Consider the following 14,194-nt stretch of genomic DNA (forward strand, 5'->3'; position numbering starts at 1 on the left):
AAGGAAGCGACCAGCCATGGCACTCATCTCGTTGGACCATGTGAGCAAGATCTACCCCAAGGGCACGCGTCCGGCGTTGGACGATATCAACCTGCACATCGAACGCGGCGATTTCGTGTTCCTGGTCGGCGCGTCCGGCTCGGGCAAGACCACGCTGCTGAGCCTGCTGCTGCGCGAGGAGGAGGCCTCGGACGGCGAGATCCACGTGGCCGGCAGCGACCTGCGCCGCCTGACGAACCGGCAGGTGCCGCAGTACCGCCGTTCCATCGGCTTTATCTTCCAGGACTACAAGCTGCTCAACAACAAGACGGTCTGGCAGAACGTGGCGTTCGCGCTCGAGGTGATCGGCACCCGCCGTTCCACCATCAAGTCGCTGGTGCCGAAGGTGCTGCAGACCGTCGGGTTGACCGGCAAGGAGAACAGCTACCCGCACGAGCTGTCCGGCGGCGAGCAGCAGCGCGTGACGATCGCCCGCGCCTACGTGAACCACCCGCAGATCCTGCTGGCCGACGAGCCGACGGGCAACCTCGACCCGACCACGTCGCTGGGCATCATGGAGGTGCTGGACGCGATCAACCGCACCGGCACCACGATCGTCATGGCCACGCACAACGAGGAGATCGTCAATTCGATGCGCAAGCGCGTGGTCGAGCTGCACACCGGCAGGATCGTGCGCGACGAGGCCCAGGGATCGTATGATTCCGCATTGTTCTTCCCGGACGCCGAGACCGAGTCGAAGAGCCAGCAGGCGATCGGTGCCACGGCGCCAGCCGCGTCGGCCGACGATGGAGCCGCCGGCTCCGGCACTTCCGGTACTTCCGGCACGGCCGGCGACGAGCGTTTCCGCAGGGTGCAGACCATCGAATCGCAGACCGTGATCGAGCAAGCCGATGCCCGTGACGGGCATGTCACGCGCGTCGAGCAGGCGGAGCGCGTGGTGGACGCCGTTTCCGCGTCGATCAACGCCGACGAGACGGATGCGGGGATCGCGCGGCTGGCGAATTCCGTGCATTCCGGGCGCACCGGCCGCTACGGCGAGGCCTTTGCCCCTGTCGAGCAGACGCTGACCTGGGGCAAGGGCCTGAAACTGGACGAATACGCGGCCCAGAAGGAGAAGGACGCGGCCTCGGCCGGGCAGCCGTCGGCGCAGGCGGATGCGCATCCGGCCGATGCCCCGGCGACGGCATCGTCCGCATCGTCGGCAACATCGTCGTCGGCAGCGGCATCGTCGGCATCGGACGGGGGATCGCCCGCGGACACGCCGTCCGACGGCGGTTCCGCCGACGAGCGGCCCGTGCCGCCGGCAACGAGGGATCTGCCGCCGGCTCCGCCCGCTCCTCCGGCACCGCCGGTTGCCGGGCATCGCCATGATCAGCACGACGCGAAGGGGGACCGTCGATGAGAGCGCGATTCATTCTGTCCGAAACGTGGACCAGCCTGAGGCGCAACGTGCCGATGCTGCTGTCGGTGATGCTGGTCACGTTCATTTCGTTCCTGTTCATCGGCGCGTCGGTGCTGACCCAGGCGCAGATCACCAAGGCCAAGGCCGGGTGGTACGACCAGGTCGAGGTCGTGGTGTGGCTGTGCCCGGACGGGACCAGCCAGTCGGCGAACTGCGCCAGCGGCAAGTCGCCGACCGCGCCTGAGATCGACGCCCTGCAGAAGACGATCCGCGACGAGCTGCCCGATGTGGTGTCGAAGATCACGTACGTGTCGAAGCAGGATTTCTACAAGGACACCTTCCTCAAGCAGTATCCGAACGGCGAGTACCAGGGCCGCACGATGACGGCCGACGACATGCAGGACTCGCTGTGGCTCAAGCTCAAGAATCCGGAGAAATACCAGGTCGTGGCCGAGGTGCTGTCCGGGCAGAACGGCGTGGAGGAGGTCTCCGACCAGCGCCAGATCTTCGAGCCGGTGTTCGCGGTGCTCAACCGGGCGACGGTGACGACGGCGGTGCTGGCCGCCGTGATGGTGCTGGTCGCCATCCTGCTCACCAGCACCACGATCCGCATGTCGGCCGCTTCGCGCAGCAAGGAGACCGAGATCATGCGGCTGGTCGGCGCCTCGAACTGGACGATCCGCCTGCCGTTCATCCTGGAGGGCACGCTCGCCTCGCTGGTCGGTTCGATCCTGTCGTGCGTGACGATATCGGTGATCGTCAGGGTGTTCATCACCGGGTGGCTGTCGCAGTCGGTGACGTGGATCCCCTACGTCGACCAGACCACCGTGCTGCTGATGTCGCCGTTCCTGGTGCTCGGCGCCGTGCTGCTGTCGGTGATCGCCTCGACGATCTCGCTGCGGCGGTATCTCAAGGCGTAGTTTCCGCCGCCGCCGGCGAGCCGCGGCCGGTGCCTGTGTTCGCCGGCAAAGAACACGCAGAACGCGCAAGGAACGAGGGGGATCGCCGGGGAAGCGGCCGGCGCTCCCACGGATAAGCCCGCTGCCCCGCGGCAAAGCCCGTGACGGGGACCGCGGCGAGGTTGCGACGGGCCGGATCGAGGGGGACGGCCCCGCGCCAACGGCGTCGTCGCCTCTCAGGTTCATCTGTTATGGTGATGCCCGTTAACGAAAGGATGGTCTGATGTCTTTGACCCGAATCAGCAGGCCGGCGATGGCGGCGCTTTCCGTCACCGCGATGTGCGCGTCCCTGGGATTCGCCATGACCGCACCGGTGCCCCAGGCGCGGGCCGACACATACAGCGATCTGGTCAACGCGCAGGCGCAGCAGCAGTCCAGCGCGCAGCGCGAGGCGGAATTGCGCGCGCAGCTGTCGGGTGTCAACAGCGAGCTGGCCGACAAGATCATCGAGCTGGATACGCTGACCAACACGACGATCCCCGAAGCGCAGAACAACGTGACCGCGGCCAACGAGGCAGCGGCCGCCGCCCAGAGCGAGGCCGACGCCGTGGCCGAGCGCCTCGCCGCCGCGCAGAAGGACAAGGAGACCCTCGAGGCGCAGATCGCGCAGACCGGCGAGGACTACGACGACGCGCACGCGGCGGTCGCCCAGATGGCGCGCGATTCGATGCACGGCTCGGACGCATCCGACGTGATGAGCGTGGTCACCGGGTCGACCAGCACCAAGGAATTCGTCAATTCGATGCAGACGCGCGACGCGCTGTCGCGCACCGAGGCCAACGCGGCATCCGACGCCGCGGTCTCGCTGAACACCTCGATGAACCGCAGCGACCGCCTGGCGGCCATCGAAAAGCAGATCACCCAGCTCAAGTCCAAGGCCGACGAGGCCGCCGCGGCCGCGCAGTCGTCCGCCACCGCCGCGCAGAACAAGCGCGATTCGCTGGAGGAGCTGCGCCAGAGCGGCGAGGCGAAGCGCGCCGAACTGGAGTCGCTGCAGGGGCAGCTGGAAAGCGACAGCGCCAAGCAGGCCGCGCAGACCGTGCTCATCCAGTCGCAGGTCGATTCGCTGAACAACCAGTATCTGCAGGAGCAGGCAGCCGCGGCGCAGAAGCCGAACACCGACGGGCAGGGCACCTACCAGCCGCCGAGCAGCGGCGGCAACACGGGCGGATCCACCGGAGGCGGCACCACCGGCGGTTCGACCGGAGGCGGCTCCACGGGCGGCGGATCGACCGGCGGCTCATCCACCGGCCAGGGCACGTCCAACGGCGATTACGGCAACGCGTACGTGGCCGGCCAGTGCACGTGGTACGTCTACAACCGCCGTGCGGAGATGGGCATCGGCACGCCCTCCTACCTGGGCAACGGCGGCGACTGGTGGCGCACCGCGCCCAGCTACGGGCTGCGCGTGGACCACAATCCGCAGGTCGGCGCGGCGCTGTCGTTCATCCCCGGTCAGGATTTCTCCGATGGCGTCTACGGCCATGTCGCCGTGGTCGAGGCCGTGTACGGCGACGGCACTTTCCTGATCTCCGAGATGAACTGGGGCGGTCCGTACCAGCTGCACAGCCGCGTGCTGACCAATATGGGCCAGTACTGGTTCGTGCACTGACCTTCGGGCGCCTGCGGGACAAAGGCATCTGTGATATTCTCGGATGTTGCGTTGCATGGCGAAAGGAGGAGGCACATGGCCAAGGAAAGCGGCACGAAGCTGATCGTGCAGAACAAGAAGGCCCGGCACGACTATGCCATCGAGGACCATTACGAGGCCGGCCTCGTCCTGACCGGCACGGAGGTCAAGTCGCTGCGCGAGGGCAGGGCCTCGCTGGCGGAGGCGTTCATCTCCATCGACCGGCGCGGCGAGATGTGGCTCGAAGGCGCGAACATCCCCGAATACCTGAACGGCACGTGGAACAACCACGCGCCCAAGCGCAAGCGCAAGCTGCTGCTGCACGAGCGCGAGATCGTCAAGCTGTCCCGCCAGTCCGAGGCGAAGGGCTACACCATCATCCCGATCAGCCTGTATTTCAAGAACGGGCGGGTCAAGGCCGAAATCGCGTTGGCCCGGGGCAAGAGGGAATTCGACAAGCGCCAGGCCCTGCGCGAGGAGCAGGACAAGCGTGAGGCGCTGCGCGTCATGCGCTACAAGAACATGCGCGCCCGCTGACGGGGGCGCGAAGCACCACCCTCTCTGTATAATCGGTGGCATAGTGAGAGCTGAGAAGCAGAGAGGACGGAACCCCATGTTCAAGATCATGAAATCCGCGGCCGCGGCGGCGCTGAGCGCGGCCATGCTGCTGGCCGTCGCCGCGTGCGGCACCAGCGACGCCGCCACCGACGGGCAGGGCAAGGCATCCAACACCACCACCGGCTACGACGTGAGCGCGGTCGCCAAGGACGATGCGATCGCCGCGCTCGTGCCCGAGTCGGTCGCCAAGGACGGCGAGCTGTCGGTCGGTATGGAGCTGTCGTACGCTCCGGCCGAATTCCTGGCCGAGGACGGCAAGACCCCGGTCGGCTACGATGTGGACATCGCCACGGCGCTCGGCAAGGTGTTCGGTCTGGAGACCAAGATCGTCTCCTCCACCTTCGATTCGATCGTGCCGTCCGTGGGCGCCAAGTACGATCTCGGCATCACGGCGATGACCATCAACGAGGACCGCATGCAGGCCGTCGACTTCGTGAGCTACTACAAGGCCGGCTCCAGCTGGGTGGTGGCCAAGGGCAACCCGAACAAGGTGGACACGTCCGACCTGTGCGGTCTGAAGATCGCGGTGCAGACCGGCACCGTGCAGGAGGAGGACGCCAACAAGGCCGCCGAGCAGTGCAAGGCCGACGGCAAGGACAAGGTCGAGGTGCTCTCCACCAAGCTGCAGACCGATGCGGCCACCAGCGTGGTGACCGGCAAGGCCGACGTGTTCTACGCGGATTCCCCGGTCGGCGCCTACGCGATCACCCAGACCGACGGCCAGCTGGAGGCACTCGGCGACGTCGAGGGTACCGCCAAGCAGGGCATCGCCATCAAGAAGGGCGACACGCAGATGGACGAGGCCGTGCGCCAGGCCGTCCAGAAGCTCATGGACGACGGCACGTACCTGAAGATCCTCAAGCACTGGGGCGTCGAGTCCGGCGCGCTCGACAAGGCCGAGATCAATCCGACCGACCTGTCGTGAGACGGCCGGCCAGCATGTGAAACACCCCGTGAAACGCTAGCGAACACAGAGGAGCCACGATTATGGCGAAGAAACAGGCCGACGGCGATGGCCTGAACATCCCGAACCGCATCACGGCGCTGCCGGTCAGGCGCGTCGGCCCGGTGGTGGCGGCCGTCATCGTCGTGCTGCTTGCCGCGATGCTGGTCCAGGGGCTGATCACCAACCCGAAGCTGGACTGGCCGACCGTTTGGAAGTACCTGTTCAACGAGAACGTGCTCGAGGGCATCGGCTACACGCTGCTGCTGACCGTGATCTCGATGGTGGTGGCGATCATCCTGTCGGTGATCCTCGCGATCATGCGCAAGTCCATCAACCCGGTGCTGCGCGGCGTCAGCTGGTTCTTCATCTGGTTCTTCCGCGGCACCCCGGTGTACACGCAGCTCGTGTTCTGGGGCCTGTTCGCCGTGCTGATCCCGAAGATCAGCCTCGGCGTGCCGTTCACGTCGATCAGCTTCTGGAGCATCGACTCCGACGTGGTCATCACCGCATTCAACGCGGCGTGGATCGGCTTGGCCCTCAACGAGGCGGCCTACCTGTCGGAGATCGTGCGCGCCGGCCTCGAGGCGGTCGACCCCGGCCAGACCGAGGCCGCGAAGGCGCTCGGCATGAACCGCACCCTGATCATGCGGCGCATCATCCTGCCCCAGGCCATGCGCATCATCATCCCGCCGACCGGCAACGAGACGATCGGCATGCTCAAGACCACGTCGCTCGTGCTCGCCGTGCCGTTTACGCTCGAGCTGCAGTTCGCCACCAACGCGATCGCCAATCGCATCTACAAGCCGATCCCGCTGCTCATCGTGGCCTGCTTCTGGTATTTGCTCATCACCTCGATCCTCATGGTCGTCCAGTCGCGGCTGGAAAAGCACTTCGGCAAGGGCTTCGACGCGCGCGCGATGGGCACGCGCGGCAAGCAGCCGCCGCTGCCGGGCAAGACCGACGGCGAGCCGAAGGACGACGTGAACAAGCTCAACGAAGCCGCATTCAACGGCCTGACCGCATAGGGGAGAGACAACAGCGATGAGCGGACAGAACGATTCCATCCGGCCCACGGCGGACCGCCCGGAGCCCGCCGGCGGGCGCGCTCCGGCCGTCAAGGCCACCCAGGTGCACAAGGCCTTCGGCTCGCTGCACGTGCTCAAGGGCGTCGACATGACCATCATGCCCGGCACGGTGACCGTGATCCTCGGCCCCTCCGGCTCCGGCAAATCCACGTTCCTGCGTCTGATCAACCAGCTGGAGACCCTGACCGGCGGCTCGATCGAGGTCGACGGTGAGCTGATCGGCTACAAGCGCGTGGACAAGGGCGGGCGGCAGGTGCTGCAGACCCTCGACGACAAGGCCATCGCCGCGCAGCGCTCCAAGCTCGGCATGGTGTTCCAGCGGTTCAACCTGTTCCCGCACATGACCGCCATCGAGAACGTGATGGAAGCCCCCGTGCACGTCAAGCATATGAGCCGTGCCGATGCGCGTGCGCTCGCCGCCGAGGAGCTCGGTCGCGTCGGGCTCGGTGACCGGCTCGACTACTACCCGTCCGAGCTCTCGGGCGGCCAGCAGCAGCGCGTGGCCATCGCCCGCGCGCTGGCGATGAAGCCCGAGATCATGCTGTTCGACGAGCCGACCTCCGCGCTCGACCCCGAGCTGGTCGGCGAGGTGCTTGGCGTGATGCTCTCGCTCGCCAGGGAGGGCATGACGATGATCGTCGTCACGCACGAGATCGGCTTTGCGCGCGAGGTGGCCGATCAGGTCGTGTTCATGGACGGCGGCGTGGTCGTCGAGCAGGGCGGCCCCGAGATCATCGACCACCCGAGCGAACCGCGGTTCAAGGACTTCCTGCAGCACGTGCTGTAGCGCCGTACGGCCCGTTTTGGCTCCTCTCTTGAAGGGCAAGGGCGCTCGCATGTTCCAATACTGCAAAGGCGGTGGGTCGGATTCACATTTGGCAATATGAGTCCGGTAGGGTGGTGAACCATGTGTGGAATCGTTGGATATGCAGGAAACGTAGCGACCGCGTGCGGCAAGCCCCTGGAGGTCTGCCTGCAGGGACTGGCGCGGTTGGAGTACCGCGGCTATGATTCGGCCGGCGTCGCGCTGAGTGCGCCCGGCATGGAGCAGGTCGCCGTGCGCAAGAAGGCCGGGCGCCTCTCCAATCTGGTCGACAGCATCGAGCGCAAGCCCATGCCGGCCGCGACCGTCGGCATCGGCCACACGCGCTGGGCCACCAACGGCGTGCCGTCCGACGTGAACGCGCACCCGCATACCAGCCGCGACGGCAAGGTCGCGATCATCCACAACGGCATCATCGAAAACGCCTCCCAGCTGCGGCTCGACCTGCAGTCGGAGGGATACCGGTTCTCCTCGAGCACCGACACCGAAGTCGCCGCCAAGCTGCTCGGCAAGATCGTCGATACCATCATCGCCGAGGAGGGCAGGCCCGATCTGTTCAAGGCGGTGCGCCGACTCGCCCGCATGCTGCAGGGCGCGTTCACGATCCTCGCCACCGACTGCCGCCAGCCCGACATCGTCGTCGGCGCCCGGCATGATTCGCCGCTCGTCGTCGGCTTGGGCGATGGGGAGAACTTCCTCGGCTCCGACGTGGCCGCATTCGTGGCCTACACCAACCGCGCGCTCGAAGTCGATCAGGACCAGGCCGTGTGCGTCTCCGCCGGCAGCGTCGTCGTCACCGACTTCTTCGGCAACGTGGTCGAGGACCCGAAGACCTACACCGTGGACTGGGACGCCTCGGCCGCCGAGAAGGGCGGTTGGGACTCGTTCATGGACAAGGAGATCCACGAGGACCCGGCCGCCGTGCAGCGCACGCTGCTCGGTCGTCTCGACGCGCACGGCGATCTCAACCTCGACGAGGTGCGCATCGACGAGCATGACTTCAAGGCGATCGACAAGATCATCGTGATCGCGTGCGGCACCGCATCCTACGCGGGGCTCGTCGCCAAGTACGCGATCGAACACTGGGTGCGCATCCCCGTCGAGGTCGAACTTGCGCACGAGTTCCGCTACCGCGACCCGATCCTCACGCCGCGCACGCTCGTCGTCGCGATCTCGCAGTCCGGCGAGACGATGGACACGCTGATGGCGCTGCGCCACGCGCGCGAGCAGGGGTCGAAGGTGCTGGCGATCTGCAACACGCAGGGCGCGTCGATCCCGCGCGAATCCGACGCGGTGCTCTACACGCACGCCGGGCCGGAGGTCGCCGTCGCCTCGACCAAGGCCTTCGTCGCGCAGATCACCGCCGCCTATGTGCTTGGACTGTACCTTGCGCAGGTCAAGGGCGCGATGTTCCGCGACGAGATCAATCAGGTGCTCGACTCGCTCAAGGCCATGCCGGCGAAGATCCAGTGGATCCTCGACACGCAGACCGACGCCGTGCGCGCGGCCGCCAAGCAGATGGTCGACGCGAAGTCCTTCCTGTTCCTCGGGCGGCATGTCGGCTATCCGGTGGCGCTCGAGGGCGCGCTCAAGCTCAAGGAGATCGCCTACACCTTCACCGAGGGCTTCGCCGCCGGCGAGCTGAAGCACGGTCCGATCGCGCTGGTCGACGAGGGCGAACCGGTGGTGTTCATCGTGCCGCCCGAACGCGGGCGCAACGTGCTGCACGCCAAGGTGCTTTCCGGCATCGAGGAGGTCAAGGCTCGCGGCGCGACCATCATCGCCGTGGCCGAAGAGGGCGATACGGACGTCGAGCGGTATGCCGACATCGTCTTCTGGCGCCCGGCGTGCCCGACGCTGATGAGCCCGCTGGTGGATGTCGTGCCGCTGCAGCTGTTCGCGATGGACATGGCCAAGCTCAAGGGCTACGACGTCGACAAGCCGCGCAACCTCGCCAAGTCCGTCACCGTTGAGTAGCGCGGCCCGACTGGCCCCGGAAGGGGAGCGCTCGGCCGCGGGCGGCGGAAGCAGGCCCCGAAAACCGCACCGTTATGTGACCGACGAGCCGCATATCCCGTTCGACCTGAGTGTGCTGTACGAGGACGAGCGGATCATCGTCGTGGACAAGCCGCATTTCCTCGCCACGACGCCGCGGGGCATGTGGCACCGCGAGACCGCGCTGATCCGGCTGCGCGAGCGGTACGGCGACCCGGGCATCATTCCGGCGCACCGATTGGATCGGCTGACCGCCGGAATCGTGGTGTTCGTGCGCGACCCAGCGGTGCGCGGCGCCTACCAGATGCTGTTCCAGGGGCACCGGGCCGTGAAGACCTACGAGTGCGTGGCGCCGGCCCGGCCGGTTCGCAGGCCCCGCTACGGCACGATCGAACGGCTGGAACCGCCGCGCGTGTTCCCGCTGCGGCGGCGCTCGCGCATCGTCAAGCGGCGCGGGGTGCTGCAGGCGTACGAGGAACCGGGGGCGGTCAATGCGGAGACGGTGATCGAACTGGGCGTTCCGGGTGGCTCGGGCATGGTGGGTGGCGTTCCGGGTGGCTCGGGCATGGTGGGTGGCGTTCCGGGTGGCTCGGGCATGGTGGGTGGCGTTCCGGGTGGCTCGGGCATGGTGGGTGGCGTTCCGGGTGGCTCGGGCATTTCTGGTGGTTTTGGTGGTTTTGGCGTTCCTGGTGGTTTGGTTACCGCGTCGGCGCGGGATTCGGCTGTGCCGCCTCCCGGCTGTGCCGTGCGCGCATATACGCTGCACCCGCGCACCGGCAAGACGCACCAGCTGCGCGTGACTGGGACTGCCGATTCTCGGCGACGACTTCTACCCACGCATCATCGAGCGCGCCTACGACGATTTCAGTCAGCCGCTCGAGTTGGTCGCCAGAAGGCTGTCGTTCACGGACCCCATCACCCATGAGCCGCGCGAGTTCGTGTCGCAGGTGCCGCTCGGCATATGACGCAACGAACCGACGGCGCAGGATGCTAGTATCCCACGCCGTTAATTCGTTTGGTAATTCTGGCTCTCCTCTCCGAGGGGAGCTGTCGGCGCAGCCGACTGAGGGGAGGCCATGCGAATCGGCTTGATTCAGGCGTTCGCGGTAATGCTCCCCTCAGGCCGCTTCGAGGTCAGCTCGTCCTGCAATCACGGACGGCCTTACGGCCGTAGTCCTATCCGCTCACTGTCGTTCGCCTTCGCCTACAAACGCCTCCGGCGTTTGCTTCACGGATCAGCCTCCAAGAGGGGGAGCCAGGCATAGTACACGAGCTTATGGCGCGGACCACTAGCGCGCGATATCGCGCACCGAACCGCGTTCGATGAATTCGGGCGGGATCACGGTCTTGACGCCGGATGGTATGCGTTCGCCCTCGCAGATGCGCTTGACTATGGAAAACGCCTCGCGGCCGATCTCGGTGAACTTCATGCGCATGGTGGTCAGATTGAGCCGCGGCACCATGCCGACCAGGGAATCGTCGACGCCGACCACGCTCACGTCTTCGGGCACACACTTGCCCCCGGCCCTGAGACCGAGCATCGCGCCGTAGGCCATCTGGTCATTGGCCGCGTAGATCGCGGTGCACCCGGGGTCGCGTGCCAGCGACAGCCCGGCCTGGTATCCGCTGTCGGCCTCCCAATCGCCCACATAGGTCGGCGGCACGGGGATGCCCATCTGTTCCAGCGCGTCGCGCCATCCCTGGGCGCGGCTTTCGGCGGCGCGGGACGAGGACGGTCCGGCGATGTGATACACGGTCCGGTGGCCCTTGCTCAGCAGATAGTCGACGATGGCGGTGGAACAGCCGTACTGGTCGGCGTCGATGGTGGGGCAGTGGTTGGCCGGGTCCTCCGAGATCAGCACCACCGGCAGATCCTGCGGCGGCTGGAACTCGTCGAAGTCGGGCACTCGTTCTTCCATGACGACGACGACCCCGTCGACCGGCAGCTGCTTCATGCGTTCGATGGCGGCCTGCAGGGTCCGTTCGCGGCCCCGGCCGATGGACTGCACGGTGGTGGCGTAGCCATTGTCGTTCGCCGCTGCGGCGATGCCGTTGAGGATACGGGCGTTGCCGAAGGTGGTCATGTTGAACATGACCACGCCGATGTCCTTGAACTTGCCGTGCTTGAGCGCGCGTGCCGCGTAATTCGGACGATATCCCAGCTTGTCCATGGCGGCTTCGACCTTGCGTCGGGTTTCCGGGCGCACGGCGTTGCTGCCGTTGGCCACTCGCGAGACGGTCTGGGGCGATACGCCGGCTTCCCTGGCGACGTCCTGCATTGAGGCCGTTGATGTGTTTCCCATTGCGCCACTCCATCAAGCGACAGTGTTTTCGTTATCAAATTGTAACACGTCATATGGTGGCCTGACCACGCCGAAGGTGGACAAAATCGGCGATGGTGATATTATGGTAACGCAAACATTTTGGAGGGTATACAGTGCCTCGAACATTGCATATCCGATAATGAAGTCCTTCGAAGGAGAGGGTTGGCATGACCTCAGTTGATGTCTCGGCCGTGGCCTCGCCGTTGAATGCGCACAGTGATGTGCGTGTGAATCGGCGTAAGGCTGATTGGCGTGGTTGGAAGTTTATGTGGCCGTTTGCGGTGGTGTTTGTTTTTGTGTTCATCGTGCCGATTGTGTATGCGGTGTATATCTCGTTTTTTCAGAAGAAGATGATTGGTGGGAACGTGTTCGTTGGTGTGGCGAATTACGTTCGTTTGTTTGGTGACGCGCAGTTCTGGAGCAGTGTTGGTCGTGTGGCCTTGTTCACGGTGGTGCAGGTGCCGATCATGTTGTTCCTGGCGGCGGCGATGGCCCTGTGTTTGGATTCGATGAAGTTGCACGGCACGAAGTTCTTCCGTATCAGCACGTTTTTGCCGTATGCGGTGCCCGCGGTGGTCTCGACGATGATCTGGGGTTTCGTGTATGGCGCGAAGTACGGTTTGGTGGGTTCGTTGAACGACGTGTTGGGCACGCATATCGACGTGTTGGACCCGTCGGTGTTGTTGGCGGCGATCGGGAACATCAACACGTGGGAGTTCACGGGCTATAACATGCTGATCTTCTACAGTTCCCTGTCGACGATTCCGCATTCGTTGTATGAGGCGGCGTCGATTGATGGCGCGTCGGAGTGGGGGATCGTCAAGTCGATCAAGTTGCCGGAGTTGAAGGGCAGTTTGGCGATCACGGTGATCTTCAGCATTATTGGTTCGTTCCAGTTGTTCAATGAGCCGAGCATTTTGCAGAACATGGTGCCGGGTAATGCGATCACGACGTATTACACGCCGAACATGTACGCGTACAACCTGTCGTTCACGGGCAACCAGAGCAATTATGCGGCGGCGTTGGCGATCGTGATGGCGGTGATCACGATGGGCATCGCGTACGCGGTCCAGTTGCGCGGCATGAGGGAGCAGATGAAGTGACGGTGCGTGTGCGTCGTGCGGGCGGGCGCGTGGTTCCCGTCGTGTCGGTGTCGGTGTCGGTGTCGGTGGTGTCCGGCGTGTTCGTGAGGGAGTGTGTGTGATGAGTGGTGTGGATGCGCGGTCCGTGTCGTTGCGTGATCGTGAGCGTGCTGCGAAGAGGGCGGAGCGTGAGCGTCAGAGGCGCGTGGCCGTCGATGAGGCCGCGGAGCGCAGGCGGGCGGCGAAAAGCGGGTTCGCGAACGTGAACAATCCGCGGCGTTCGACCGTGATGACGGTGGTGTGCGCCCTGTTCGCGGTGTACTGCTTGTTCCCGTTCGTGTATCTGGTGATCAACGCGACGAAGACGCAGGCGGATTTCACGTCGACGTTCGGGTTGGGGTTCGGTCGCACGTTCGCCTTGTTCGACAACATCGCGACGGTGTTCGGTTATCAGGACGGGATCTTCGCGCGTTGGCTGTTCAACACGCTGTTGTACGTGGTGGTGGGCGCGGGCGGGGCGACCCTGCTGGCGATCATGGGCGGCTACGCGTTGGCGAAGTTCCGTTTCCCGGGCCGCAAGGCGGTGTTCGCGGTGATCATCGGCGCGATTTCGGTGCCGGGCATCGCGTTGGCGATCCCGCAGTTTTTGCTGTTCGCGAAGCTGAATTTGACGAACACGCCGTGGGCCATGATCATCCCGTCGTTGATTAGTCCGTTTGGCTTGTATCTGATGTGGATCTTCTCGGAGCAGGCCGTGCCCACGGAGTTGCTGGAGGCGGCGCGCGTGGATGGGGCGAGTGAGTTCCGCACGTTCTGGACGATCAGCCTGCCCCTGTTGGCCCCCGGTATCGTGACGACCGCATTGTTCACGATCGTGGCGACGTGGAACAACTACTTCCTGCCCCTGATCATGCTCAAGGATGCGGATTGGTATCCGTTGACGATCGGTCTGAACCAGTGGAAGGACCAGGCGTCCACGGCTGGTGGGCAGGCGATCCAGAACCTGGTGATCACGGGTTCGCTGATCACGATCATCCCGTTGGTGATCGCGTTCCTGTGTTTGCAGAAGTACTGGCAGTCCGGCCTGGCAGCCGGCGCCGTCAAGGAATAACCACCGGGACGTTCCCGGCGTAGAAAGCGTCTGGGTAACAGCCTGCTTCTCGGACGGTTTCAACGCTGTGAGGCTCTCTGGCGTAGAGAGTGGTTGGGTAACAGGTTGGTTCTCGGACGTTTTCAACGCTGTGAGGCTCTCTGGCGTAGAGAACGTTTGGGTAACAGGTTGGTTCTCGGACACTCTCTACGCGGGAAGCTCGTTCGGCGTAGAGAATGG

11 protein-coding genes and 1 pseudogene are annotated in these 14,194 nt (G+C 65.1%); 11 read left to right on the forward strand and 1 reads right to left on the reverse strand.

From position 1 onward, the window contains the following. The first annotated feature begins 16 nt into the window (after positions 1-16). The 9 genes and pseudogenes from ftsE (at position 17) to BBSC_RS14455 (ending at position 10,423) form a co-directional block, all read left to right on the forward strand. Positions 17-1,402, forward strand: a complete 1,386-nt coding sequence (gene ftsE / locus BBSC_RS03310; protein WP_046726069.1) for a cell division ATP-binding protein FtsE — start codon at positions 17-19, stop codon at positions 1,400-1,402. Then, positions 1,399-2,322: a permease-like cell division protein FtsX gene (ftsX, locus tag BBSC_RS03315; protein ID WP_033518909.1), complete on the forward strand. Its 924-nt coding sequence runs from the start codon at positions 1,399-1,401 to the stop codon at positions 2,320-2,322. Before ftsE ends, ftsX begins: the two co-directional genes overlap by 4 nt. A gap of 262 nt (positions 2,323-2,584) precedes the next feature. Further along, a complete protein-coding gene (locus BBSC_RS03320; protein WP_033518907.1) occupies positions 2,585-3,973 on the forward strand; it encodes a CHAP domain-containing protein in 1,389 nt (462 codons plus the stop codon). A 75-nt stretch (positions 3,974-4,048) separates the two neighbouring features. Continuing rightward, positions 4,049-4,528 carry an SsrA-binding protein SmpB gene (gene smpB, locus BBSC_RS03325; protein WP_033518906.1) on the forward strand — a complete coding sequence of 160 codons (480 nt, stop codon included), beginning with the start codon at positions 4,049-4,051 and terminating at the stop codon, positions 4,526-4,528. A gap of 76 nt (positions 4,529-4,604) precedes the next feature. After that, positions 4,605-5,534, forward strand: a complete 930-nt coding sequence (locus tag BBSC_RS03330; protein ID WP_046726068.1) for an ABC transporter substrate-binding protein — start codon at positions 4,605-4,607, stop codon at positions 5,532-5,534. Positions 5,535-5,596: 62 nt separating this feature from the next. After that, positions 5,597-6,580 (forward strand): amino acid ABC transporter permease, encoded by a 984-nt coding sequence (locus BBSC_RS03335; protein ID WP_033518904.1) that lies wholly within the window; start codon positions 5,597-5,599, stop codon positions 6,578-6,580. Positions 6,581-6,596: 16 nt separating this feature from the next. After that, positions 6,597-7,427 (forward strand): amino acid ABC transporter ATP-binding protein, encoded by an 831-nt coding sequence (locus BBSC_RS03340; RefSeq protein ID WP_081893056.1) that lies wholly within the window; start codon positions 6,597-6,599, stop codon positions 7,425-7,427. A gap of 120 nt (positions 7,428-7,547) precedes the next feature. After that, complete coding sequence (gene glmS, locus BBSC_RS03345; protein WP_033518903.1) at positions 7,548-9,440, forward strand: glutamine--fructose-6-phosphate transaminase (isomerizing); 1,893 nt, start codon at positions 7,548-7,550, stop codon at positions 9,438-9,440. Between the two features lie 106 nt (positions 9,441-9,546). After that, positions 9,547-10,423: pseudogene (locus tag BBSC_RS14455) on the forward strand (pseudouridine synthase). Between the two features lie 324 nt (positions 10,424-10,747). Here the strand turns inward: BBSC_RS14455 and BBSC_RS03355 are convergent. Then, positions 10,748-11,737, reverse strand: a complete 990-nt coding sequence (locus BBSC_RS03355; protein WP_033518902.1) for a LacI family DNA-binding transcriptional regulator — start codon at positions 11,735-11,737, stop codon at positions 10,748-10,750. A 212-nt stretch (positions 11,738-11,949) separates the two neighbouring features. Between BBSC_RS03355 and BBSC_RS03360 the strand changes: the two genes are divergently transcribed. Together BBSC_RS03360 and BBSC_RS03365 are read left to right on the forward strand one after the other, a co-directional pair. After that, on the forward strand, positions 11,950-12,885 hold the full coding sequence (locus BBSC_RS03360) for a carbohydrate ABC transporter permease (protein WP_034535508.1): 936 nt from the start codon (positions 11,950-11,952) through the stop codon (positions 12,883-12,885). Between the two features lie 100 nt (positions 12,886-12,985). Next, positions 12,986-13,975: a carbohydrate ABC transporter permease gene (locus BBSC_RS03365; RefSeq protein WP_046726279.1), complete on the forward strand. Its 990-nt coding sequence runs from the start codon at positions 12,986-12,988 to the stop codon at positions 13,973-13,975. The last annotated feature ends 219 nt before the right edge of the window (positions 13,976-14,194 follow it).

The sequence above is a fragment of the Bifidobacterium scardovii JCM 12489 = DSM 13734 genome (assembly GCF_001042635.1).
GTDB lineage: Bacteria > Actinomycetota > Actinomycetes > Actinomycetales > Bifidobacteriaceae > Bifidobacterium > Bifidobacterium scardovii.

Coding starts and splice junctions, on each gene's coding strand:
- ftsE (WP_046726069.1), top strand. CDS start 17: ATGGCACTCATCTCGTTGGACCATGTGAGCAAGATCTACCCCAAGGGC.
- ftsX (WP_033518909.1), top strand. CDS start 1,399: ATGAGAGCGCGATTCATTCTGTCCGAAACGTGGACCAGCCTGAGGCGC.
- BBSC_RS03320 (WP_033518907.1), top strand. CDS start 2,585: ATGTCTTTGACCCGAATCAGCAGGCCGGCGATGGCGGCGCTTTCCGTC.
- smpB (WP_033518906.1), top strand. CDS start 4,049: ATGGCCAAGGAAAGCGGCACGAAGCTGATCGTGCAGAACAAGAAGGCC.
- BBSC_RS03330 (WP_046726068.1), top strand. CDS start 4,605: ATGTTCAAGATCATGAAATCCGCGGCCGCGGCGGCGCTGAGCGCGGCC.
- BBSC_RS03335 (WP_033518904.1), top strand. CDS start 5,597: ATGGCGAAGAAACAGGCCGACGGCGATGGCCTGAACATCCCGAACCGC.
- BBSC_RS03340 (WP_081893056.1), top strand. CDS start 6,597: ATGAGCGGACAGAACGATTCCATCCGGCCCACGGCGGACCGCCCGGAG.
- glmS (WP_033518903.1), top strand. CDS start 7,548: ATGTGTGGAATCGTTGGATATGCAGGAAACGTAGCGACCGCGTGCGGC.
- BBSC_RS03355 (WP_033518902.1), bottom strand. CDS start 11,737: ATGCAGGACGTCGCCAGGGAAGCCGGCGTATCGCCCCAGACCGTCTCG.
- BBSC_RS03360 (WP_034535508.1), top strand. CDS start 11,950: ATGACCTCAGTTGATGTCTCGGCCGTGGCCTCGCCGTTGAATGCGCAC.
- BBSC_RS03365 (WP_046726279.1), top strand. CDS start 12,986: ATGAGTGGTGTGGATGCGCGGTCCGTGTCGTTGCGTGATCGTGAGCGT.